General features: G+C 30.3%; 23 protein-coding genes. 21 read left to right on the forward strand and 2 right to left on the reverse strand.

The features are described from left to right. The first annotated feature begins 51 nt into the window (after nucleotides 1-51). Both ACLRVU_RS00790 and guaA read left to right on the forward strand, forming a co-directional pair. Nucleotides 52-1242, forward strand: a complete 1191-nt coding sequence (locus ACLRVU_RS00790; protein ID WP_412890258.1) for a coenzyme F420-0:L-glutamate ligase — start codon at nucleotides 52-54, stop codon at nucleotides 1240-1242. Nucleotides 1243-1252: 10 nt separating this feature from the next. Beyond that, nucleotides 1253-2554, forward strand: a complete 1302-nt coding sequence (gene guaA, locus ACLRVU_RS00795; RefSeq protein WP_412890259.1) for a glutamine-hydrolyzing GMP synthase — start codon at nucleotides 1253-1255, stop codon at nucleotides 2552-2554. 176 nt (nucleotides 2555-2730) lie between these two features. On the opposite strand, the gene ACLRVU_RS00800 is transcribed toward guaA, so the two are convergent. Together ACLRVU_RS00800 and ACLRVU_RS00805 are read right to left on the reverse strand one after the other, a co-directional pair. Further along, on the reverse strand, nucleotides 2731-3159 hold the full coding sequence (locus ACLRVU_RS00800; protein ID WP_412890260.1) for a hypothetical protein: 429 nt from the start codon (nucleotides 3157-3159) through the stop codon (nucleotides 2731-2733). 37 nt (nucleotides 3160-3196) lie between these two features. Beyond that, nucleotides 3197-3670, reverse strand: a complete 474-nt coding sequence (locus ACLRVU_RS00805; RefSeq protein WP_412890261.1) for a helix-turn-helix domain-containing protein — start codon at nucleotides 3668-3670, stop codon at nucleotides 3197-3199. Between the two features lie 173 nt (nucleotides 3671-3843). On the opposite strand from ACLRVU_RS00805, the gene ACLRVU_RS00810 reads away from it, so the two are divergent. From ACLRVU_RS00810 to vanX, 19 genes are all read left to right on the forward strand, one after another. Further along, nucleotides 3844-4065, forward strand: coding sequence for a DNA-binding protein (locus tag ACLRVU_RS00810; RefSeq protein ID WP_412890262.1), 222 nt, complete (start codon nucleotides 3844-3846; stop codon nucleotides 4063-4065). After that, a complete protein-coding gene (locus ACLRVU_RS00815) occupies nucleotides 4046-5143 on the forward strand; it encodes a tyrosine-type recombinase/integrase (protein ID WP_412890263.1) in 1098 nt (365 codons plus the stop codon). The genes ACLRVU_RS00810 and ACLRVU_RS00815 overlap by 20 nt, the downstream gene beginning before the upstream one ends. Next, on the forward strand, nucleotides 5127-5486 hold the full coding sequence (locus tag ACLRVU_RS00820) for a plasmid mobilization protein (protein ID WP_412890264.1): 360 nt from the start codon (nucleotides 5127-5129) through the stop codon (nucleotides 5484-5486). Before ACLRVU_RS00815 ends, ACLRVU_RS00820 begins: the two co-directional genes overlap by 17 nt. Beyond that, nucleotides 5483-6670, forward strand: a complete 1188-nt coding sequence (locus ACLRVU_RS00825) for a bifunctional DNA primase/polymerase (protein ID WP_412890265.1) — start codon at nucleotides 5483-5485, stop codon at nucleotides 6668-6670. The genes ACLRVU_RS00820 and ACLRVU_RS00825 overlap by 4 nt, the downstream gene beginning before the upstream one ends. Nucleotides 6671-6690: 20 nt before the next feature. Further along, nucleotides 6691-7239 carry a hypothetical protein gene (locus ACLRVU_RS00830; RefSeq protein ID WP_412890266.1) on the forward strand — a complete coding sequence of 183 codons (549 nt, stop codon included), beginning with the start codon at nucleotides 6691-6693 and terminating at the stop codon, nucleotides 7237-7239. A gap of 191 nt (nucleotides 7240-7430) precedes the next feature. Further along, nucleotides 7431-7748, forward strand: coding sequence for a plasmid mobilization protein (locus tag ACLRVU_RS00835; protein WP_412890267.1), 318 nt, complete (start codon nucleotides 7431-7433; stop codon nucleotides 7746-7748). After that, nucleotides 7748-9034: a relaxase/mobilization nuclease domain-containing protein gene (locus tag ACLRVU_RS00840; protein WP_412890268.1), complete on the forward strand. Its 1287-nt coding sequence runs from the start codon at nucleotides 7748-7750 to the stop codon at nucleotides 9032-9034. The genes ACLRVU_RS00835 and ACLRVU_RS00840 overlap by 1 nt, the downstream gene beginning before the upstream one ends. After that, nucleotides 9021-9374: a TnpV protein gene (locus ACLRVU_RS00845; protein ID WP_412890269.1), complete on the forward strand. Its 354-nt coding sequence runs from the start codon at nucleotides 9021-9023 to the stop codon at nucleotides 9372-9374. Before ACLRVU_RS00840 ends, ACLRVU_RS00845 begins: the two co-directional genes overlap by 14 nt. A gap of 53 nt (nucleotides 9375-9427) precedes the next feature. Next, the gene (locus ACLRVU_RS00850; RefSeq protein WP_412890270.1) at nucleotides 9428-9769 is read left to right on the forward strand and encodes a hypothetical protein; all 342 of its coding nucleotides are present in this window, start codon (nucleotides 9428-9430) and stop codon (nucleotides 9767-9769) included. Between the two features lie 364 nt (nucleotides 9770-10133). Next, the gene (locus ACLRVU_RS00855; protein ID WP_412890271.1) at nucleotides 10134-10343 is read left to right on the forward strand and encodes a helix-turn-helix domain-containing protein; all 210 of its coding nucleotides are present in this window, start codon (nucleotides 10134-10136) and stop codon (nucleotides 10341-10343) included. After that, the gene (locus tag ACLRVU_RS00860) at nucleotides 10340-11728 is read left to right on the forward strand and encodes a DNA adenine methylase (protein ID WP_412890272.1); all 1389 of its coding nucleotides are present in this window, start codon (nucleotides 10340-10342) and stop codon (nucleotides 11726-11728) included. Before ACLRVU_RS00855 ends, ACLRVU_RS00860 begins: the two co-directional genes overlap by 4 nt. Before the next feature lie 3 nt (nucleotides 11729-11731). Then, nucleotides 11732-13033, forward strand: coding sequence for a DNA adenine methylase (locus tag ACLRVU_RS00865; protein WP_412890273.1), 1302 nt, complete (start codon nucleotides 11732-11734; stop codon nucleotides 13031-13033). Nucleotides 13034-13038: 5 nt separating this feature from the next. Further along, nucleotides 13039-14289 (forward strand): hypothetical protein, encoded by a 1251-nt coding sequence (locus ACLRVU_RS00870; protein ID WP_412890274.1) that lies wholly within the window; start codon nucleotides 13039-13041, stop codon nucleotides 14287-14289. A gap of 1 nt (nucleotide 14290) precedes the next feature. After that, nucleotides 14291-15493: an AAA family ATPase gene (locus tag ACLRVU_RS00875; RefSeq protein ID WP_412890275.1), complete on the forward strand. Its 1203-nt coding sequence runs from the start codon at nucleotides 14291-14293 to the stop codon at nucleotides 15491-15493. Between the two features lie 10 nt (nucleotides 15494-15503). After that, on the forward strand, nucleotides 15504-17558 hold the full coding sequence (locus ACLRVU_RS00880; protein ID WP_412890276.1) for a hypothetical protein: 2055 nt from the start codon (nucleotides 15504-15506) through the stop codon (nucleotides 17556-17558). A gap of 377 nt (nucleotides 17559-17935) precedes the next feature. Further along, nucleotides 17936-19600, forward strand: coding sequence for a restriction endonuclease (locus tag ACLRVU_RS00885; RefSeq protein ID WP_412890277.1), 1665 nt, complete (start codon nucleotides 17936-17938; stop codon nucleotides 19598-19600). A 602-nt stretch (nucleotides 19601-20202) separates the two neighbouring features. Further along, nucleotides 20203-21192, forward strand: a complete 990-nt coding sequence (locus ACLRVU_RS00890) for an NAD(P)-dependent oxidoreductase (protein WP_412890278.1) — start codon at nucleotides 20203-20205, stop codon at nucleotides 21190-21192. Beyond that, nucleotides 21189-22226 (forward strand): D-alanine--(R)-lactate ligase, encoded by a 1038-nt coding sequence (vanA, locus tag ACLRVU_RS00895; protein ID WP_412890279.1) that lies wholly within the window; start codon nucleotides 21189-21191, stop codon nucleotides 22224-22226. The genes ACLRVU_RS00890 and vanA overlap by 4 nt, the downstream gene beginning before the upstream one ends. A gap of 1 nt (nucleotide 22227) precedes the next feature. Then, nucleotides 22228-22857 carry a D-Ala-D-Ala dipeptidase VanX gene (gene vanX, locus ACLRVU_RS00900; RefSeq protein WP_412890280.1) on the forward strand — a complete coding sequence of 210 codons (630 nt, stop codon included), beginning with the start codon at nucleotides 22228-22230 and terminating at the stop codon, nucleotides 22855-22857. Nucleotides 22858-22918 lie beyond the last annotated feature (61 nt).

The following is a 22918-nucleotide window of genomic DNA, read 5'->3' on the forward strand; positions in this document are numbered from 1 at the left end:
ATATTATAATACGTCTGTATGTAATAATTTAAATTTAGAAGGGGCGTTATTATGGAAAGAAAAGTTGGAACCGTTTCAAGAGGGATTCGTTGCCCGATTATCAGAGAAGGAGACGATTTAGCTAAAGTCGTTGTTGACAGTGTATTGGATGCTGCTAAGAGCGAAGGCTTCGAACTAAGAGATCGTGATGTTATTTCAATCACAGAATCAATCGTCGCAAGATCACAGGGAAACTATGCTTCAGTAGAGGCTATTGCAAGTGATGTGAAAGCTAAATTAGGTGGAGAAACGATTGGAGTTATTCTTCCAATATTATCTCGTAACCGTTTTGCCATCTGTTTAAGAGGAATTGCAATGGGCGCAAAAAAAGTAGTATTGATGTTAAGCTATCCAAGTGATGAAGTTGGAAATCAGCTAGTAAGTTTGGATGCTTTAGATGAAGCGGGAGTCAATCCTTACAGCGATGTTTTAACTTTAGAAAAGTATCGTGAATTATTTGGTGAGAATGCACATGAATTTACAGGTGTTGATTATGTAGCTTATTATGCAGATTTAATTAAGGAAGCCGGAGCGGAAGTAGAAATCATTTTTGCTAACCAGGCTAAGACCATTTTAAATTATGCCGATCATATCCTAACTTGTGATATTCATACCAGAGCACGTACAAAACGCATTTTAAAAGCAGCCGGAGCAAAAGTGGTTTGCGGATTAGATGATATTCTGACAAACAGTGTGAACGGCAGCGGATATAACAGTAAGTATGGTTTATTAGGATCGAATAAATCAACAGAAGATACAATTAAATTATTCCCAAGAGAATGTCAGGATTTAGTTGAAGACATTCAGCAAATTATTTTAGATAAAACTGGAAAGCATATTGAAGTAATGGTGTATGGAGATGGGGCGTTCAAAGATCCTCAAGGGAAAATTTGGGAATTAGCTGATCCATGTGTTTCACCTGCCTTTACTAAAGGATTAGTTGGAACTCCAAATGAATTGAAATTAAAATATTTAGCAGATAATGATTTTAAAGACTTGACTGGTGAAGAATTACGTGACGCTATTGCGAGCAGTATTAAAGAAAAAGATGATAATTTAGTAGGAAATATGGCTTCACAAGGAACAACACCAAGACAATTAACAGACTTGATTGGTTCATTGTGCGACTTGACAAGTGGTTCTGGAGATAAAGGAACACCGGTTGTTTTAGTTCAAGGATATTTTGACAATTATGCAAATTAAGGAGAATAAGATGAAACAAGATATGATCGTAATATTAGACTTAGGAAGTCATCAAAATACTACTATAGCTCGTGAAATTCGTGCTTTAGGTGTATATAGCGAAATCAAACCTCATGATATTACTGTAGATGAGTTAAAAGCCTTAAGCAACGTTAAAGGAATTATCATCAGCGGTGGTGAAAATAATGTGATTGATGGAGAAAAAATCGATGTTGTCAGTGATTTATATACGGCTGGATATCCAATTATTGCTTTTGACCATGAACTAGCAAAAGTGGAAAATAAAGCATATCCAAAAGATGAAGCAGAATTAAGAGCTGTTTTAAAATCATTTGTGTTTGATGAATGTCATGCGGAAGCTAACTGGAATATGAAAAACTTCATCAATGATCAAATTGAATTAATCAAAAAACAAGTCGGAGATAAAAAAGTGCTGTTGGCTTTATCTGGTGGGGTAGATTCATCAGTTGTTGCAGCATTATTAATTAAAGCAATCGGTCAGCAGTTAGTTTGTGTTCATGTTAATCATGGATTGATGCGTAAAAATGAATCGGAAAGTGTTGTGGAAGTATTTAAAAATCAGCTGCATGCTAATCTTGTTTATGTAGATGCCAGTGAACGTTTCTTAACTAAATTGAAAGATGTAGATGATCCTGAACAAAAACGTAAAATTATTGGGGCTGAATTTATCCGTGTGTTTGAAGAGGAAGCAAGAAAATTAGATGGGATTGAGTTCTTGGCTCAAGGAACAATCTACCCAGATATTATCGAAAGTGGAACTAAGACTGCTAAGACAATTAAGTCACATCATAATGTTGGTGGATTGCCTGAAGACTTGCAGTTCTCTTTAGTTGAACCTCTATATCAATTATTTAAAGATGAAGTTCGTGCTTGCGGTGTGGAATTGGGATTACCATATGAAATGGTGTACAGACAGCCGTTCCCTGGTCCAGGGCTTGGAGTTCGTTGTTTAGGAGCGATTACTAAAGATCGTTTGGAAGCTGTCAGAGAATCTGATGCTATTTTGAGAGAGGAATTCGCTAAAGCAGGATTGGATAAAAAAGTATGGCAATATTTTACAGTCGTTCCTGATTTTAAATCTGTAGGAGTTAAAAACAATGAACGCTGTTTTGAATATCCGGTGATCATTCGTGCTGTGAATACAATTGACGCTATGACGGCAACGATTGAACAAATTGACTGGGCAATCTTAATGAAGATTACGGATCGTATATTGGCAGAGGTAAAGAATGTAAATCGTGTGTGCTATGATATGTCACCGAAGCCGTGTGCGACGATTGAGTGGGAATAAATAGGTAACTCAAAAATAGCCGATAAATAAAGGATATTTTGAATATTAAAAAGAAAATGACCTTAAATTGACCTTAAAAAGTCAAAGAATGAGTCATTTTTTTGCTTTTATGTAAAAAGAATCGCCTAATATGGCGATTCAAGGTGCACTCAGTATGTACCCAAAATAACTGATTACTATTTCATTAATTTGGACATTAGCTGTTCATTGTTTAATTTACAGAAATTAGGATTGTTTTTCAGTTTCTCTCTAACATTGTAATCTTTAGTGAATTTAATGATTTCCAAAGACGAATAACCAAGATTCCTAAGATGGTTTTTTAAGCGTAGATAAGGCCATTCAGTATATCTACCAATATTTATATAATGTGTTGCTTCCTTCCTACTATCAATATTCCAGAATTTGCTTAAAAGATCATATATTTCGTTTTCAGTTTTACCAATATCAGATAAAGTTATTACAACATTTATGACATCATTTTCTCTTTGTAAAGCTTCTGCATTTTTATGTTCTTCCTTAATATAGTTCTCTAATATTTCTAATCCTAATTTTCCAATTTGCATTCCTGCATTCTCTAACATATTAATGAGTTGTTCAATTGACATATACAATCTCCTTTTATTATAGTTACTTTTTATCTAGCTATTCTTTTCTTGGCAATGGATTTGCGAAGTGTTTAGAATATTCTGGATATTTTAACATCCAATCAATGAACTGTTCTTTTGTAATATCACCTTTTTGAAATGCTTCATATTCATCACACCAATCACTTAGACTTTTAGTAAGTGAATCTGTAGACAAGTTTTTATCAACTTCTAAATAAACTTTATCCTCAATTTTTACAGGATGTAGTCCGTATGTAAAATAATATTCAAATAAATTAAAAATCGCACCATAGTTAGTAGAAATATCTGGATTATCTAATGCATATTCATTTACATTTAAAATATTTGACAATCCTTCCACGATATCCTTTCGTGGTTTTTTAGTATCTGATTCATATTGTGACATTCTAATGTCTGCTTGTCTTTCTGGAATATGTAATTTGATTCCTACTTCTTTCATAGTCATTTTTCTATGGTTGCGAATTCGTTTTAATCGTTGTCCAAATGACATAACAAAACCTCCTTTTTATTATTATAGCATGGGAATAAGCAATGTAAAGAAAATGCTAAACTAAAAAGATTAAAAATTTACCTAAAAAAATTAAGAAAATATTGACTTAATCTACAAAGATTAGTATTATAGTATTGCACTAATCTAAAATGATTAAGTTGGAGGTGACGGATATGAGTAGTACAAGTTTATTTATTAAGGCAGCGGAGATAGCAGATGTGATGGGAAAATCTAAATCATATGGTTATAAAGTTGTCCGAGAATTAAACAAAGAGTTATCCGAAAAAGGATATATGATCGTAGAAGGTCAAACAAACCGACAATACTTCTATGAAAGATTTTATGGATTACTACAAGTGAAAGGAGATAGTGAAAATGCCAGTGTATCAAAATGAAAAGAATCAAACATGGTTTGTTAAATGTTATTACAAAGATTGGCAAGGAGTGAATAGGCCACATACAAAGCGTGGATTTAAAAAGAAATCTGATGCTCAAAACTATGAACGTGAATTTAAGTTAAAGAAAGCACATTCAACAGACATGAAATTTGATGAGTTTATTGAGATTTATGAAAGAGATTGTTTAGCTAGGCTTAAACTCAACACAAATCTTACTAAAAAGTATTTAATTGAAGATAAGATTCTTCCTTATTTCAAATTAAAGAAGTTAAATGAAATTAAACCAGCCGATGTAATCGAGTGGCAAAACACATTGTTAGCGTATAGAAATGCAGAGGGAGAAAGCTACAGTCCAACTTATTTAAAAACAATTCATAATCAATTAAGTGCAATCTTTAACTACGCGTGTAGATATTATAACTTACCAGATAATCCTGCAAGAAAAGCAGGGAATATGGGGAAGGAGAGAACGAAGGAGATGAAATTTTGGACAAAGGAAGAATATTTGAAATTTTCAGAAACTGTAATGGATAAGACAATAATTTATGTTGCTTTTGAAATCTTATATTGGTGTGGAATTCGATTAGGTGAGTTACTTGCATTAACTCCTGCTGATTTTGCTTTTGAAACCGATACTTTATCAATTACGAAATCATATCAAAGATTGCAAGGGAATGATTATATAACAGAACCCAAAACTAAAAAAAGTGTTCGTAAAATAAAAATGCCTCACTTTTTATCAGAAGAAGTTGAAAACTATATTCAAGCCCTTTACAAAATTGATAAGAATGAACGTATCTTTCAATTAACAAAATCAAAACTTCATCACGAAATGAGCAGAGGATGCAAGTTATCTGGAGTAAAACGCATTCGACTTCATGATTTAAGACATTCCCATGTATCTTTACTTATTGAATTAGGATTTACTCCACTTGCTATTGCAGAACGTGTAGGACATGAAAGTATTGATATTACTTACCGATATGCTCATTTGTTTCCAACTAAAGGAGCAGAAATTGCGAATAAATTAGATGCAGAAAAAGAGGAGGCAATGTCATATGTCAGCAAGAAATAATGATCGACAAGGAAGATTTCGTTGTAAAACAATAGGGTATCGTATTTCTCCTGAGGAATACGAAGTATTACAGAGAAAAATAAAATTGAGTGGAATGACAAAGCAAGATTATATGATTCATTGTATGGGAAATCAAAATATTACAATTTATGGCAGTCCATATGTATATCGTTCTTTGAAAATTGAATTAAACCATTTTATTGAACTGTTTCAAAATATGCAACAGTTGAATGAACTGCCATTAGATGAGCTAGAAATATTAGAATATATGTTGAATATTGTTATTCATATAAGAAATAAAAAAGAAGCACTCATTAAAGTAGAAATGGAGCCACGCCAATGAATCCAACTTTAAACTCTGCTTTAATGTATGCTCATCTTAATTTTAAAGTGTTTCCACTAAAAGTCAATTCTAAAAACGGACAAGTCTTGAAATCTTGGCTGAAAGAAGCGACTACAGATATAGAAAAGATACAAAACTGGTTTTCTAATACCGACTATAATGTCGGTGTTAGAACTGGTGATGGGTTAGTGGTAATAGATATTGACAATAAGAACGATAAAAATGGAATTAAAAGTATCAAACCATTTCTAAAAGATTTTCCAAAAACCAAAATAGTAAAGACAGCAAATAATGGTTGGCATATGTATTATAAAGTTGATAGGCAAATTCCAAACAAAACAAATTTATATGAGGGTATTGATGTTCGTGGTGAACGTGGATATGTTGTTGGGATTGGAAGTGTGATTGATGGTAATTCTTATTTTGTTTCATTAGATGATCCTATTGCTGATGCAAATAATGCAGTATATAAATTTTTGGAAGGGAATAAAATTTCAACTGCTAATAAATTGGAAATTGAAAATATTATTGAGCAAGGTAAAAGAAATGATATCTTATTTCGATTAGGGTGTTCTTTGCAAAGCAAAGGTGTTAGTGATGAAATGATTAAGAAGTGTCTAATAAATGAAAATATTAAACGATGTAAACCACCACTTTTGGATAAAGAAGTGAATACTATTATTCAGAGTGTTATAAATCGCTATGACAAGCCTAAATATGAAAAAGATAATGAATATCAAGTAACTTGGAAAAGTGCTTTACAAATGAGTCAATCGCCTAAGGTGGAATGTACAGATGTTATTGAATCTCTATTACCAATTGGAGTTACTTTATTAGCAGCACCATCGAAAATGGGGAAGACATTTCTATGTATGCAAATGGCGAACGCTATCGCAAAAGGAAGTGAGTTTCTTGACTTTAAATGCAAGAAAAGAAATGTATATTATATTGCTTTAGAGGATCCAGAAAACAATCAAATTGATCGATTGAAAAATACGATTAATGAAGTGGCAGAGGGTTATGATATTGAACTCACACAACCATATCAATTAGATTTTAATTTAGAACAGAAGATTATCAACTATAAACACTTTCATCCAAATCTTGGAGTAGTTATTATTGATACCTTTGAAAAAATACGAACAAATGCAGATAGAACTTATACAATTGAATATAAAGAGTAACTGAATATCACGAGCTTGGATTGAAATACAATGTTGCGATTGTCTTGGTCATGCATACTGTTAAAAATATTAATTACAATAATGTCTTTGGCAATATTAGTGGCTCGGCAGGTACACTTGCAGCAGCTGATGGGTTAATGGTCTTATTAAGAAATCAATTAAATCGAAATATAAAAACGCTTTATGTTGATGGCAAAGGTATTCCAGCAGATATTATTCAAACTAAGCAAGATAAAACAATGACTTATTTAGGAATTGAAAGTGATAATGACAACATCGATATTGATCCAGATTTATTAAGCATCATTCACTATGTAATTGAGAATGGAAAGTATATAGGTGCGTGTGAAAAGTTGGCAGTAGAATCAGGAGTAACAAATTGTAATGGAAAACATATTCGCACTTTACTAGATAATCATAAGCAACTATTAGAACAATATTATATTCGTTATAATGTACCACCAAGATCATCATATTCTCGCAAAGTAGAATTGATATTCTATGGAGAAGATACTCTTGAGAATGACGTAAATGACGAATGTGACGAAACGACGCAAAAATGGGTCTAGGGTATTATGACGTAAAGGGGGTAGTGCTAAAAATGTGTCATTGCGTCATTTGCGTCATATCTTTTAAATAAATATACGAGTATAAAAGGACTTAAAATAAGAGAGCATTGTATTAGCAAGCAACGTATTTAGGGGCCTAAATACAAAATTTAGGGATAACCCTAAGACCCAGTGAAAGGAGTGACGAAGTTATGAAGCGTACAAAAGAAATCAAAATTCGCTTTACGAATGACGAATTATCGTCATTGAATGCATATGTTTCTAAGGCAGGATATACCAGCCGAGAGAAATATATGAGAACAGTTTTATTAGATAAAGTTCCAAGAGAACAACCTAACATTGACTATCAAAAACTCATCAATGAGTTTAATGCAATAGGAAATAATTTAAATCAATTAGTTAAATTAGCATATTATCAACCACTAATCGAACAAGAAACTTTATCGTTATTAGCACAGTTAAAGACACTCATTACAACAACAGAAACGGCAGTAAGAGGTAAAAGTTAATGGCAACAACAGGTATGTGGGCAGTGAAAAGTCGATTGGATCATCTTGTTGGTTATGTATCTGATCCATTAAAAACAGTTATTCAATATACAACAGATAGTGGTAAAACATTAGACAGGGAGTATGTAAGTTGTCTTAATTGTTCGCAGATTGATCCCAAAAGTAGTATGGAAAATACTAAAAAATTGTTTAATGATGAAAGCAAAATCTTAGTATTTCATGGGTTCCAATCGTTTGAAGAAGATGAAATTGATGCAGACTTAGCTCATCAAATTGGAGTAGAATTTGCTGAAAAGATGTGGGGAGAACGTTTTGAAATTATCGTTACAACGCATTTAAATACTGATAATATTCATAATCATTTCTTACTTAATTCTACTTCATTTGTCGATGGAAAGCGATATTGTAATACTTATAAAGACCTATACAGAATGAGAAATATCTCTGATGAATTATGTAGAGAACATGGACTTTCTGTCATTGAACAAAGAAAAAATGTAAGTAAATCGCGAAGAAGTTACTTCAAGACAAAAACAATAAGAGAGTTAGTTAAAGAAGATGTTGACGAGGCATTGAACATCTGTTTTACAAAATCACAGTTTCTTAATGAATTGGAATTACTAGGATATAAAGTTGAAATTAAAGGAAATAATATCTCTGTACTTCATCCGTTAGCACAAAAACATGTACGTTTAAAGTCCTTAGGAAGTAATTATACGAATGAAAAGATCATTGAACGAATGCTTGATACTGAGCCAAAACGATATAGTGCCTTTCCGATGTATGATCAATTAGGATTTGATATTCGACCATATTATGAAAAATATAAGCAAAGAAAACTAACAGGCTTGCAACGATTATTTCTTCATTATCAGTATGTATTAAAGATTATTCCAAAAGACCATAGTACAAGACCAAATCAAAAATATTCAAAAGAGTATATTGAAGCAATAAAAGAGATAGATTCTTTTTCAAGACAAACGATTATAATTTGTAAAAACAATATAGAAACATTAGATGATTTATATCAGTTTGTGGATAAAACTAAAGATGAATTATCTCAGTTAGAAAAGTTAAGACAGAAATATCGCAATAAAATTCGTTATACAACAGATGAAAATGAAGTTAAAGAATTAAAAGAAAAAGCAAAATCATTATCACCAGAAATTGCGAAATTAAGAAAACAGTTAGTAGATTGTGAAACGATTGAAGAACGTTCAACACATATATCTAAGTTTATAGATGAGAAAGAAAATAGGAGGACAAGAGATTATGAAAGAAATTAAATATGTAGAAATTGATGGAGTATTATATCCAGATTTGAGATTGACACCACAAAAACAAGTTCATTTATCACGCTTTGGAAGAATGAAATTAAAACATCTAAAGGAACATAGACAAGTACAGTATACTAATTTATTTATGAGTGGAGAACTTAATAATTATCTTCAAGAGTTAGATGATGAAATGAAAGAATTATATAATCGTTTGATTGAACAATATAAGGTTGAGTGGAACATTACTGAAGAATTAAAAGAAAAGGATCAAATGAAATGGGTACAAGAGTTGAATAATATAAGAGTTACAGTTGAAGAATATTTGATCAATGAAATCATGAATATGTGAATCAAAATATTATGGAAAAAGACTTTAATTAAAAAAAAGAAGGAGAAATAATTATGACTTTATATGAAGAATTTAAAGAGAAATATCTAAGGGACGAACTTATTGATTTTTTTATTGAAAAAAGGAAGTTCATACTAGAGAATAAAAAGAAAGATTATTTAAATTATCTAATTAAGGAAGGTTTATTGGAAGAAGACATTATCAACGTAGCTAAAATGTCATTAGACTTTTTTGAGTTAATAGCACAAACAATACTGATTCATGATAGGGAAATTTTTAAAGTTTATTCAAATTTAGACAAAAAACAAAGATCAATGTTACTTAGTGAAATCAATAATAAGCTGTGTTGTATGGTGTTAAATCAAGTAACATATAATGTTGAGTTAAAGTATTAGTAAAGCTAGAGAAAAGTTTCATTAGTAAAATCGAATTTAATTACAATAAGAATATAGATAAAATTTTTACCCTAACTTAAATAGGGTTTAAATTTTATCTTCATTTCTAGTTAGATATTATTGGAAAAAATGATGAAACAATATATGTGTTTGTTGGTATAGTTTTTGATTTTATATAATGAAATTATTAATCAAAATTTGGAAATAGTTTTAAATGTTTTGCAATAAATTCAAATGATAGATAAATGTTTCGTATATTTAATTATTAAGGTATCTAACTAAATATGATATTTAGAAATGAGATAAAAATTGAAAAAAAGTTCATTAAATGTTAAAATGATAAAACTAGAACTAGTGGAGGATAATGCTGTCTATTTCATATAACAAGCCTTGGAAATTAAAGATAGATAAAAATATGAATAAGGCTAAACTGCATAAAGAAGTAGGGATATCTTCAAATGCAATGGCAAAACTAAATAAGAATAAGTCAGTACAGTTAGACATTTTTGCAAGAATATGCGAGAAACTTTACTGTGATATTGGAGATAGATATAGAGGAGTTTATTCCAGATGAAAAAAAGTAGAAAGAGTGAGTTAAAATTGAACGATGATATAAGAATTATTCAATATTTAGGAAGTAAACTTCAAATATTGGATGATATTTCAAAGGAAATAGATAATCTAATTTGTGGCGAAGGCATTGTATGTGACTTATTTGCGGGATCTGGAACTGTTTCATATAAGTTGTCCCAAAAATATACTGTTTATGCAAATGATATTCAAGAATATTCGAAAGTAATAACAAAGGTTTTATTGCATACTGAAGTTAGTGATATAAATGAAAAAATTGACATCAATTGTATATATGAATCAATTTACTATAAACAAAATAAGATTTTTCTTCAGGATTTGTTTAGTGATGCATTAAGATATGAACAAAAAATTTTGGATAGTACAGATTATGAAGGTTTAGCAGAGTTATGTGAATTAAACTTGTATTATGATGGATCAGAATTAGCAAGTAAACAAATACCAAGAGCAAAAGAAATTTTTGGGGACGCATATGATTGTTTTTCATCAGATTTCGTGCAACAGATGAAAAATAGATCTGACGTTTATGCATTATTTACTTTGTATTACTTAAATAGTTATTTTTCACTTTATCAATGCATAGAAATAGATTCTATTAAATTTGCAATAGATAAGTTGTTAGAAGATGGAGTTTTAAGTGAGTATATATCAAATTTATTTCTTGCATGCTTAATTCATGCAGTTTCCGAGATAGTTAGCAGTGTAGGTAAAAATTTTGCACAGCCAATAAAGGTTGTTAATAAAAATGGAGAGATTAAAACTTTTGCAATAAAAAGATGTATGAAGGACAGAAAGATGGATTTAAAACCTCACTTAGTAGATATCTTCTTAAGATTAAAGAAATTAGATTTTCATAAGAATTCTAATATGGTTTTTTGTGAGAATTCGTTAAATGCTTTGCTATTAGATGAAATGAAAAATGTTGATGTTTTTTATTTAGATCCTCCGTATACAATTGATCACTATTCAAGGTTTTATCATGTTTTAGAAACATTAGTTAAATATGATTATCCAGAATTAGAAAAGAAAAAACTTAATGGAAGATTAAGGATTATGAATGGTCGATATAGAGATGACAGATTCCAATCAAATTTCTGTATTTTATCTAAGAGCTATTCCGAATTTGAGTTGATGATAAAAAGAATACATTCGTTAGGGGCAAGTATAGTATTAAGTTATTCAGATGATGATTCAGAAAAAGATACTCGAAAACGGGTTGTATCTAAAAATGAACTTGTAGAAATCCTCAGTAAATATTATGAAATAGTTAACGTAAAAACACTTAATCATAGATATCGAAAGTTAAGTGCAAAAGACGATAACAGAAAGGAAATGAATAATAGCGAATTGCTAATTATTTGTAAATAAATTATGGATAAATATATTGGAAATAAAAAAGCTATTCTTGAGGGAATAGAAAAATTCTTGATAGCAAAAAACATTGAATCAGGTTTGTTTATTGATGTTTTTTCAGGTACTACAAATGTTGGACAATATTTCAAGCAACGAGGATATTCAATTATTAGCAATGATATAAATGATTTCTCATATGTTTTTGGAAAAGTATATATTCAGAATAATGAGTTCCCTAAGTATACCAACATTATAAAGGAAATTATGGAAAAAGGATTTATTATTGATGAAAATGAGATTGAAACATCAACGGAGTATATAAAAAATAAGTTAGATGGTGAGAAAATATTTAGTAATGGATATTTCGAAAAAGTTAAGTATGGAAGTAATGTCCGTCCGCTGTTGATTGTATTACAATACCTAAATTCGTTATCGATTGAAGATTTATCACCTGAAGAACTTCTATTTTATAATTATTATACAGTTTATGGAGTTAATTCAGCTTATAAAAGTTCTAGAGGAACTGAAGGAAAACGTAATTATTTTACTGCAGATAATGCAAAAAAAATTGGGCGGATTATTGAAACTATAAAGAGATGGTACTTATCGAGTTTGATATCAGAAATGGAATTTTATATTCTTCTTTGTGCATTAATTGAGGAAGTAACGCTTAATGCAAATGTAAATGGAACATTTCATGATTTTAACAGAAGTAAACTTTTTCCAAATGCGTTAACTCCTCTAAAATTGAAACCAATGATGTTAAATATTAGTGAAAATGCAATTGCGGATTATTGTATCTGTAAGGAAGATTCAAATAAATTATTCAAAGAAGAAAATTTCAATGCTTTGATAAATAAATATAAGGAATCCGTGTTATATATAGATCCACCATACAATTTTAGACAATATTCAGCTTATTATCATATGTTAAATTTTATAGCTATTTATCACACAATAGATAATCCTATAGAATATGCAAATGGCTTCAATTATGTTCGTGGTCAAAATATGAAAAATAATTTTAATTCGCAGTATTGTTATAAAGATAAGTTCATCGATGCTTTAGAGGATTTAATTACAAATATTAAATCAAAACACATTGTGATTAGTTATTATGATGAAAATAATCATTGGAATCATGGGAAAAAAGTTATTTCTATGGATGGGAGAAAAGAAATAGTTAATATGTTTTCTCGTATTGAAAATATTGCTACATATGATGAAGAGGCTTTTACAATTCCAAGAGTTAACTATCAAAGCAGAAGTGGTGAACATAAAAAACAGATAGATGAATTAATTTTTTATGCAAGGAGGTAATAAATATGTGGATAGATACTGATGATTTAAAATTATTAAATATAGTATTTGAGCCGGAAAATTTAATACCAAGGAATAGAAAGGGAAATTATAAACTCAGACATATTTCCTTCTTTTCTACAAATATGAAGGCGATTACTAATGTTTGTAAAAAATTAGAAGAAATAATAATGCATGGTACTCCAAATCATCAATTTACTGAAGTATTACGAAAGATGGGGTTAATCAATAATAAGTTGGAAATCACAAAATATGGAGTAATGTTACTTCAGATTATGTATTTTGATAATAATAGAATTATTAATGAGATACATAAAGCAACTGCTATCGATGATCTTCCAGAGGATATCCCTTTCATTGTCGAGTTCTTTCTGTTTTGTGTAGTACAAAAATGTTTGTCCAATAAGGAAGAATGTGAAAAAGCAGGGATTGTGTATGATGATTTAGCATCAGAAATAATTGATAACTTGAATTATTTTTTTTCAAATATAATTGATACTTTAAAAGAACCAACTAATAAGAATTCAAATGTGAATAACTTGTTTGATTTTTCCAATAATGATTTTTATTACACATTACAAGGATTTAATTTTTCTGGTTTTGAAATTAAAAGGTTATTCAGATTATCACCAGTTGACATGGAAAAGGCATGGAAGGCGTATTTTAAGGTCTTAAGTACATATGATAAACAGAATCGGTCATTGCTTAGTTCTGATGAACAAAGATATTATGATTATGCAAAGTATTATGATGCTGTAGTTCAAAAGGATGTACGAAATCGAGTAAAATTTTCAATTTTTAACTACATTTTATTAAGCTCTATAAAAGGTCAGAGAAAAAAAATTAAAATTGTTAAAAATGCAGATTATGATTGTATCATGCCATATACTTTTATTGAAGAAAAATACGAAGAATATAAGCTTCGAGATGTTTACAATCTAGTTTTTTATGAAAATGATAGTAAATATATTACAAAGATAATAAAGCCACTTAAAGTCGGTAGTAGTGCCATAACAAGTATTACTTCTACAGGAATATTTAATATACCTGAGGTGGTGTTGAGAAGTCAAAATATAAATATCTGGGATGAAATAATATTTACAGATGATAAATTTACAGATATTTATCTTCCCAATATATATAAAGTTTGTGATATAGAAAAAATGGGAGCAAACCTTAATGTTCGTGTTGAACTAAAAAACGTAATTAATATGAATAAATCTCAAGAAATATTAGATAAGTTGAAGGAGGAGTAGTATGGCAAACTTAGACAAAATTGAAGAATATAATAATGGAACTTTGTTTCCAGATAATTATGAGGATACTTATTTAGCTACTAAACATGTGCAAAATTATCCGTTAGAAATTATGGATGATATCGTCGGAAAATTAAAGCAAGAAGTTGCTAATGCAGAATTATATTTTGACGATGATGATATGCTTAAAGAAATCGCAACAGGATTGATTCGAGGTAATATCATATTACAAGGTCCTCCTGGAACAGGAAAAACTACATTAGCAGCAATTATTTGTAGAGTATTCAATGTAAAGCATGAGGTTATAACAGCTGTTTCAGATTGGACAACTTATGATACAATTGGAGGACTTCAACCATCAGTAGATGATGAAGGAAATGAAGTTATAACTGGAAAGAATGGAAGGATTGTAGAGAGTATTATTGAATGTTGTAATACGGTACTTGCGAAAGAAAAGTATACGGGGTTAGAGCAGGCTTCTTGGTTAGTAGTGGATGAATTAAACCGTAGTGAAATTGATAAGGTTTTTGGTGACTTGTTTACAGTCTTCGGTAGTGATGATATTGATAAGAGAAAAATGCCTCTATGGTTTGAAAATGACCCTAATAAAAAAACACTTTATGTGCCTAGACGCTATAGAATTATTGGATTAATGAATAATTTTGATAAAAATTATGTTTTTGATCTGTCACATGGATTAGCCAGAAGATTCACTATTATTAGTGTTTTACCTCCAAAGGAAGAAAAATTCGACCAAGAAATTCAAAGTTGTAAAGATATAATCGCAAAGCATTTACCTGAAAAAATTAATACAATTGGTACATTAAAATTAGATGAAACTCTTATTAAATTGTTATTTGCAGATGATGTATTTCAGTCAAGTGAAAAGATATTATTGGATTTCTTAAAATTGATAAGATATCAAACAAATGCTGGACTAGGATTGTTGTTTGGAACAGCACAGATTATAGATTTGTATGAAAATATCGTAATACAAATGATACTGGATAACTATCTTTCAATGGTATCAGATAAAAATAATAAGATGCATAGAATTATTGATGCAGCTGTAAATGATAGAATTGTACCTCAAATTGATGGTGTAGATTATCTTAAGCTTAAAAAGTTTAATGAAATTACTAATGGTGATTCGAAATATGAATGGTTTGTAAAAACAAAGTATGCTTTAGAGACTTTAGGATAAGGTAACAACAATGGAAAAGAATCAATTTACAGAATCACAATTGATTTTCCTTTATAATAATCCGAAGTTTATTGATTTTATTTCCAGCTATTTTTCAAGTTATGGAACGGCAAGTACATTATTATTTGCCGGAGTAAGTGCAGAAAATCAAGATATAAATTGGAAAATCTATATTCGAATTCTTTTAGCAAATATAAGTGTTATTACTGAAGCACTAGAGAGGATGGAAAAATCTATTTCTTTTTCTTATGAGGAAAGAAGGATAATTTCTGCAGGAGGAATTAAAGGAAGATTACTTGTTGATGAGTATGTAAAGAATAAAACAATGGTTAGGATGCCTAAAGAATATTCTTGTGTGGTTAAAGAAAAATCACATAAAACGCCTGAAAATGAGTATATTTGTTTTATACTAAATTCTATCATTGAGCGTTTGATAGACTTATTAAATCGTATGGATAGCTATTCCACGGGAATAGAATCAGAGGTCAAATTATTACAAAATTATTTAGATTATTTTATTTCATTACAGAATAAATTTCCATTTAATTCTTTTTCTACTGAGAAAAAATATCGAAGCACGTTTTCAAGGGATAAATTAAATTTAATATACACAAGATTAGTAAAGGGAAAAATTAAAAACGCCTATTCTTATGAACGTATTTTTGCATGGTATGATAAATTCATAACTAGTGGCTTTGTATGGATTGATAGAGAAAATATAAAGATGCTTATATACGATGAGCAGTTTTCTAATAAGCTTTTTGAGATATGGTGTTTGTATAAAATTATAGCAAAATTTCAATCGGACTTTGAAATGAGCATGGTTGATAAAAACGAACTAAAGGTAGGGCTTACTAATTATGTATGTAGACTAAAGTCAATAGATGGAAACTATGTAGAAATTTACTATCAAAAAGGAAGCGGACTATATTGGGACGAACAATATAATAATAACTGGCGCTATGTAAATTCTTCTAAATATTTAAATGGTATTCCTGATATTTCTGTTAAATATATAGGTGATGAGGAAAATTTGACTTTAATTGATTTAAAAAATAGAGTTCGAAAAGGTGGGGATAATTCTGAAGAAATATACAAGGTTATAGGATATTTTGCTAATTTTAACTCGTATTTGAATTCTAAGTATAATACAAAGCATAAAAATCAAGCTGTATTAATTTTTAGAAATGATAGACAGTCCTTTCATGAAGAATTAGAAAGCGAAACAAATGAATCTATTCTTGCATTATCTGTTGGTGTAAAAGAGAGTGAAGAACTCTGTGAAAATCAATTCAAAGAAATTTGTAGATATATATTGGATATGCAAGGAATATCGGGTACAAAGTCCGAAACTATATCTGATTGTAATAAAAATATAGATGATTATTATAATGATTTAAATACTGCACTTCAAAATAATGATGATACAGTGGACGATATTATGTATCAGATTGAAAGTTCAAACCATGCGATTATATCTAATATGTTTTCAACAGGTGAACTTAAAACAGTTCTTGAACAAAAAAAACGTCAGCTAAAGGAAGATCATTTCCCGCATATATGGGATTATATAAGTAATGATACAATCGAAACATTAGCTATGGCTGAATGCCTGTTTAAGGGACTGATGGAATGTGATGGTGCAGACTACGCACCAATCTGTTTAGAATATTGTCGAGCTTTAGAAATCCAATTAAATGAGTTGATATTCACTCCTTTTAAGAATACACATGATGTTACTAGGCTTGCACATAAAAATAGGAATTATAAAAAGTTAAATAATGATAGAGATCTGACTTTGGGTGAATGTATATATATTTTGCGTAAATGCAAAGCTAGTGCTTATGCAACAACAGAATTATATGATTTTGTTAAGAACAATGTAGCTTGTTATGATGATTTTCTTGATATTGGGCTCAACTTTTTGGAAGGTATAAACATCGATGTAAGAAGAAAAGCAGCTCATACTACATTGATGAGTTATAACGAGTTATTGAATGCACGCCAAAGAATAATGGGTATAGGCAATATCAATTTATTATATATTTTATTAGATAAGCGATAAAATATTTTATTTGTTCTTTATTAAAATTAAAAATATTGACCCTAAATTGACCTCATTATAATTAGAAATATAAGTTTTATAAGGAATTTATGCATTAAGAGAACTAGAACTTATATCTTAATTTAAAAAGGTTAGAGAATTTATATGAATTCGACGAGTGGGAATAAAGTATTTGTATAATATGGCAATTTATCTATATGATGGATTGTCATTTTTTAATTCACGGACAAAATAATGCTAAATCTTATTTATGCTGTATTTTACTAATGAAGAATTCTTGAATCTAATATCTCCCTTTTTTATAAAAGCATATCAAATAATAGTTTGTTGATACTAAAAAAAGAAAGCTTTATACTTGATTGTAATGGAGGATGATTATGAATATCTATGAACAGCAAGGAATTTTATTTGTATATCTCTGTGGTATAGAAAATAAAGAGACAAGTAGGATAGAAGTAAGAGAAGTTAATAGTATGAAATATGTTTTTCAAGAATTTGCAGAAGAAATATTAAATGTTAGATCAGAAATCAACGAAATAATAGATGATGAAACGGTATTAGAATTATTTTGTGTAGTGGGCAGTTATGATCACGTTGATCATGTAAATAAAATATTTTGTGAATCTATTACGCAATTTTTTGAAAAAATATTAATGGAAGAATTTAATCAGTTTGATAAATTACAAGAGATAGATGCAATAGAAAATGAAGAAATATTAAAAACATTTATATTCTTATATTTGAAACATTTGTTAAAAGAAGAAGGAATACGATATCCAGTGAACTTTTTTAATAAACATGAGGAAATGAAATCTTTTTGCTTTTATTCAAATAATACTCATGATGATAATCGGTCTTTATTAGCAGAGACTATTTACGATTTTTGGTTTAAAAATGCTAAACCAAGACTATTTGGCAAACAGATAATTACAGAAGGATTCATGTTAGATGATCTAAACGGACGCAGAATTATATCTCATTTATCAGATAACGAAACTGGAGAAACGTATTTATTATTAGAAGGAGGATTAAAACTCTATCTAAGATCTGAATATCCGTATTATAGAGAAAAATTAGGATATACCAATTTAGATATTTTATCAATAGGAGATATAGATACAATTATGAGCAATCCCATTTATGTCTTTAATAAATTATTTCAGCCATATGAGTTATATGAAGATTGGCAAAAAGTTTTAAATTATGTCATGGCTGTTTCTGCTATAGAATGGAAAGTTAGTGATATCAAAAAAGTACATGAAAAATTCATGCGATTTATGGAGAAGGAAATTTGTCAAACCGAATTTGTTAATACAAGTAAAACAATGATAAGTCAGAGCGATTATTATCATGTATATCAGCTAAATATACAACGAATACGCGATTATTTCTCAGGAAAGGAGGAAGTGGGGATTTCTAAAGATTATGTACAATTATTAACAACTAGATATGTTTTTTTACCTGCTATAATAGCATTGATTAAACAAACTTTTCCTAAGCTTATTTTATTTGAAAATCCTAGAAAATTTGATGTTTTAGAGTATAAACAATTACTTGAAAAACTGGACTGTGATAATGCTAATGATAAAGGTAAATCATTAGAAAATGTTGCAGAATATCTTGTTAATTGTTCAAGTAATATACAGGTGATGGGAAAGAGATTAAGAACTTCCCGCGAAGAAATAGATTTAAGTTGTTGTAACATTTCTTTAAAATATGAAGTTTGGAAATTAGGCGCCTTAATATTAATAGAATGTAAAAATTGGGGGAAAAAGGTTGGAGTAGAAGTGCTCAGAGAAATTGCTTATATTATGTCTTATAAAGGGAATGCAACTACTATTTTATTTGCTAGTAATGGAATAACAATTAATGCAAAAAATGAAATTTTAAATTACGCAATGTCTGGAAAATATATTTTATGCATTAATAAAAATGAATTAAAAGCGATAGATAGTAATCATAGCTTTGAAGAACTAATTAATAGAAAATATAATTTGTTGGCTTCTCAGATTGAAAATTCCATAGAATTATTAGCTGTCTAGTAATAAGAGAATTATGAATTAATAATTATGATATTAGCTATTGCAATAATAAATTTGAAAATGTTGATTTTTGTCTAGATAAGGTTTAGAAATGAGTATGTTTTGTAGAGTAAGAATAGCGAAAATTATAGGGAACAACTATATATGTGAGGTTAGATTAAATATTGAACTTGATGAGAGTATCTTTTAAAACGTTTAAAAGACCAATTAAATCAGTTATTTTTTTGTATGAGTGTGGAAATTGTCTGATAATGTTTTGAACAGACTCTTTCTATTAGATAATGATTAGGTACCTTTGTTATCTATTGATTTTTGTAAATGGTAACAAGAATAGTAAAAGTTATTAAATAAATGATCATATAAAAATATTTATCATATATTCTCTATTTGATTTAATTCTTTAATATTTGTCGGAGGTAAATGAAAATTATATACTTTGTACTTCTTTCTAAAAATGATGACTTTGATGTCTTAGGATTCTCTTAGGAATTCAACAATGAAACATTAATAAAATATTAAAATATAAATAGCTCCAGTTTTGTATGATATATGCGAACAGGAGCTTTTTTATTTTCCGAGTTTAGAGAGGAGAAGATATCATTATGAAATCTAATAACGAACCTAAGGTGGGAATCGATCTAGGCACGACAAGACTGACTGTCTTTGGCTGTGAACCCGCTGAAATTGAACTGTTTCAAAGATTATCTCCACACTTTAGAGTTACACCGGTGCTGATTGATTTAAACATAACGGAAGATACCGTAGTGCTGGCAAAAGGAAGCCAATGTATTAGCGTAGGACATAAAGCTGTGCTTTCGAGAAATACGATAGCGGCAATAAAAAAGGTTGGGGTAAAATGTATCATTACTCGAAGCGTTGGCTATAACCATATTGATTTAAACGCAGCTAAAGAGATGGATATTATCGTAGAAAACACATTATACTCACCGGGAAGTGTTGCTGATTATACGTTAATGCTGATCCTGATGGCTCTTAGAGGAGCAAAATCAACAATAGTCAATGTAGAAAAATCTGATTTTCGGTTAAGCACTCTGCGTGGTAAAGAATTGCGAGATTTAACTGTAGGTGTGATTGGTAATGGTCAAATCGGTAAAGCCGTTATTGAACGTCTGCGTGGTTTTGGGTGCAAAGTGCTCGCTTGTGACAAAGAAACAATGGATTCTTCCTTTGGCGAAATTCTAAAAAACAGTGATATTTTAACTCTCCATTTACCATTGGATGAAACGAACCATCATTTGATCGGTTATTCAGAGATCGAACAGATGAAAAAAGGTGCATTTCTAATCAATACAGCAAGAGGTGGACTGATTGATACTAAAGCTTTGATTGAAGCTTTACAAAAAGGAAAGTTAGCTGGAGCTGCGTTGGATGTTTTAGAAGGAGAAGAGGGCATCTTTTATACAGACTGCACCAATAAAGGATTTGAAAATTCTTACTTATCTCAACTTAAACAGATGCCTAATGTGATGATTACACCCCATACCGCATATTATACGGATCAGGCTTTATACGATATAGTTGAACACACATTAATGAGTTGTGAAAAATTTGAAAGGAAGTATATAAAATGAAAAAATTAAAAGTTGCTATTCTATTTGGAGGAATTTCAGAGGAACATGATATTTCAATAAAGTCTGCAATGGAAGTTGCGGCAAATATGAATAATGAAAAATATGAGCCAAAATATATAGGAATCACCCGATCAGGGGTATGGAAACTATGCGATAAAGTAACAAAAGATTGGGAAAAACACACGGACTGTCCGGTCATGATATCTTCAAATAAGGCGATCCGTGGGATGCTTGTTGTGCGCAACAACAAGTGCCAGATTCAACCGATTGATGTCATTATACCTGTCCTTCATGGCAAAATGGGGGAAGACGGATCTGTACAGGGACTTTTAGAATTATCCGGTATTCCTTATGTGGGGTGCGGTATTCAAGCATCTGCCGTCTGTCTGGATAAATCTTTGACTTATCTCGTCATGTGGAACAGTGGATTTAAAACACCTAAATTTAAAATCTTGAATAAAAATGAGACGTTAAGTGGTGAAGAACTAAACTATCCTGTTTTTGTAAAGCCGGCACGCTCAGGATCATCTTTTGGCATTACAAAAGTATGTCACAAAGAAGAGCTTCTTAATGCCATTAAAGAAGCAAGAAGATATGATGAAAAAGTTTTGATTGAGCAAGCGGTTATCGGTATGGAAGTAGGCTGTGCAGTATTAGGTAATGGAGCTGATCTAATAGTTGGGGAAGTTGATCAAATCAAACTCTCCCATGGATTCTTTCGTATTCATCAAGAAAAAACACCGGAAACCGGTTCTGAAAATTCAACGTTTATTGTTCCGGCAGAGGTTCCTAAAAAGAAACGAGAAGAAATCAAGCAAACAGCTAAAGCTATTTACCAAAGCTTAGGATGCAGCGGACTTGCACGAATTGATATGTTTTTACAGGAAGATGGACAGATTATACTCAATGAGGTCAACACCATGCCGGGACTCACTTCCTATAGTCGCTATCCCCGTATGATGCGTGCGGCAAACATAGAATTTGAGGAACTCATTGATCGCTGGATTATGCTGGCATTAGATAGGAGGAAATAATATGATAGAAGGTTTTGTATTTTTAGATGAAGTTTTGGAGGATGTCCGTTGGGATGCAAAATATGCTACATGGGATAATTTTACTGGGAAACCGGTAACCGGATATGAAATCAATAGAATTGTCGGAACAAAAGAATTAGCTGCAGCACTGCTTCAAGCAAAAAAGATTGCTGCACGTCTTGGCTATGGTTTACTGCTTTGGGATGGGTATCGTCCTCAGTGTGCGGTTGACAGCTTCTTAAAATGGGCAAAGCAGCCAGAAGACGGATATACAAAAAAGAAGCATTATCCCAAAATAGCACGAAACGAATTAATTACAAAAGGTTATGTTGCCACTCATTCTAGTCATAGTCGCGGAAGCGCAATCGATCTTACTTTGTTTGATCTGCATACGGGAGAACTTTTGCCGATGGGAAGTGATTTTGATTATATGGATACGCGTTCTCACTGGAATTCTTGTGATATTACCGAGGAGGAGATGGAAAATCGTAAGACTTTATGTGCCATTATGGAATCCTGTGGATTTAAGCGTTACGAATATGAATGGTGGCACTATGTTTTAAAAAATGAACCTTATCCAAACACTTACTTTGATTTTTCTTTGACAAACAGTCTCAAAGAAGTGGTATAAATAGTTATATTGTAAAGGAGTCTGCCACTATAAAAAAATGAATTTATTACATGGGAACATT

Origin of the sequence: Beduini sp. (genome assembly GCF_047239305.1) — a bacterium.
Classification (GTDB): Bacteria; Bacillota_I; Bacilli_A; order Erysipelotrichales; family Coprobacillaceae; genus Beduini.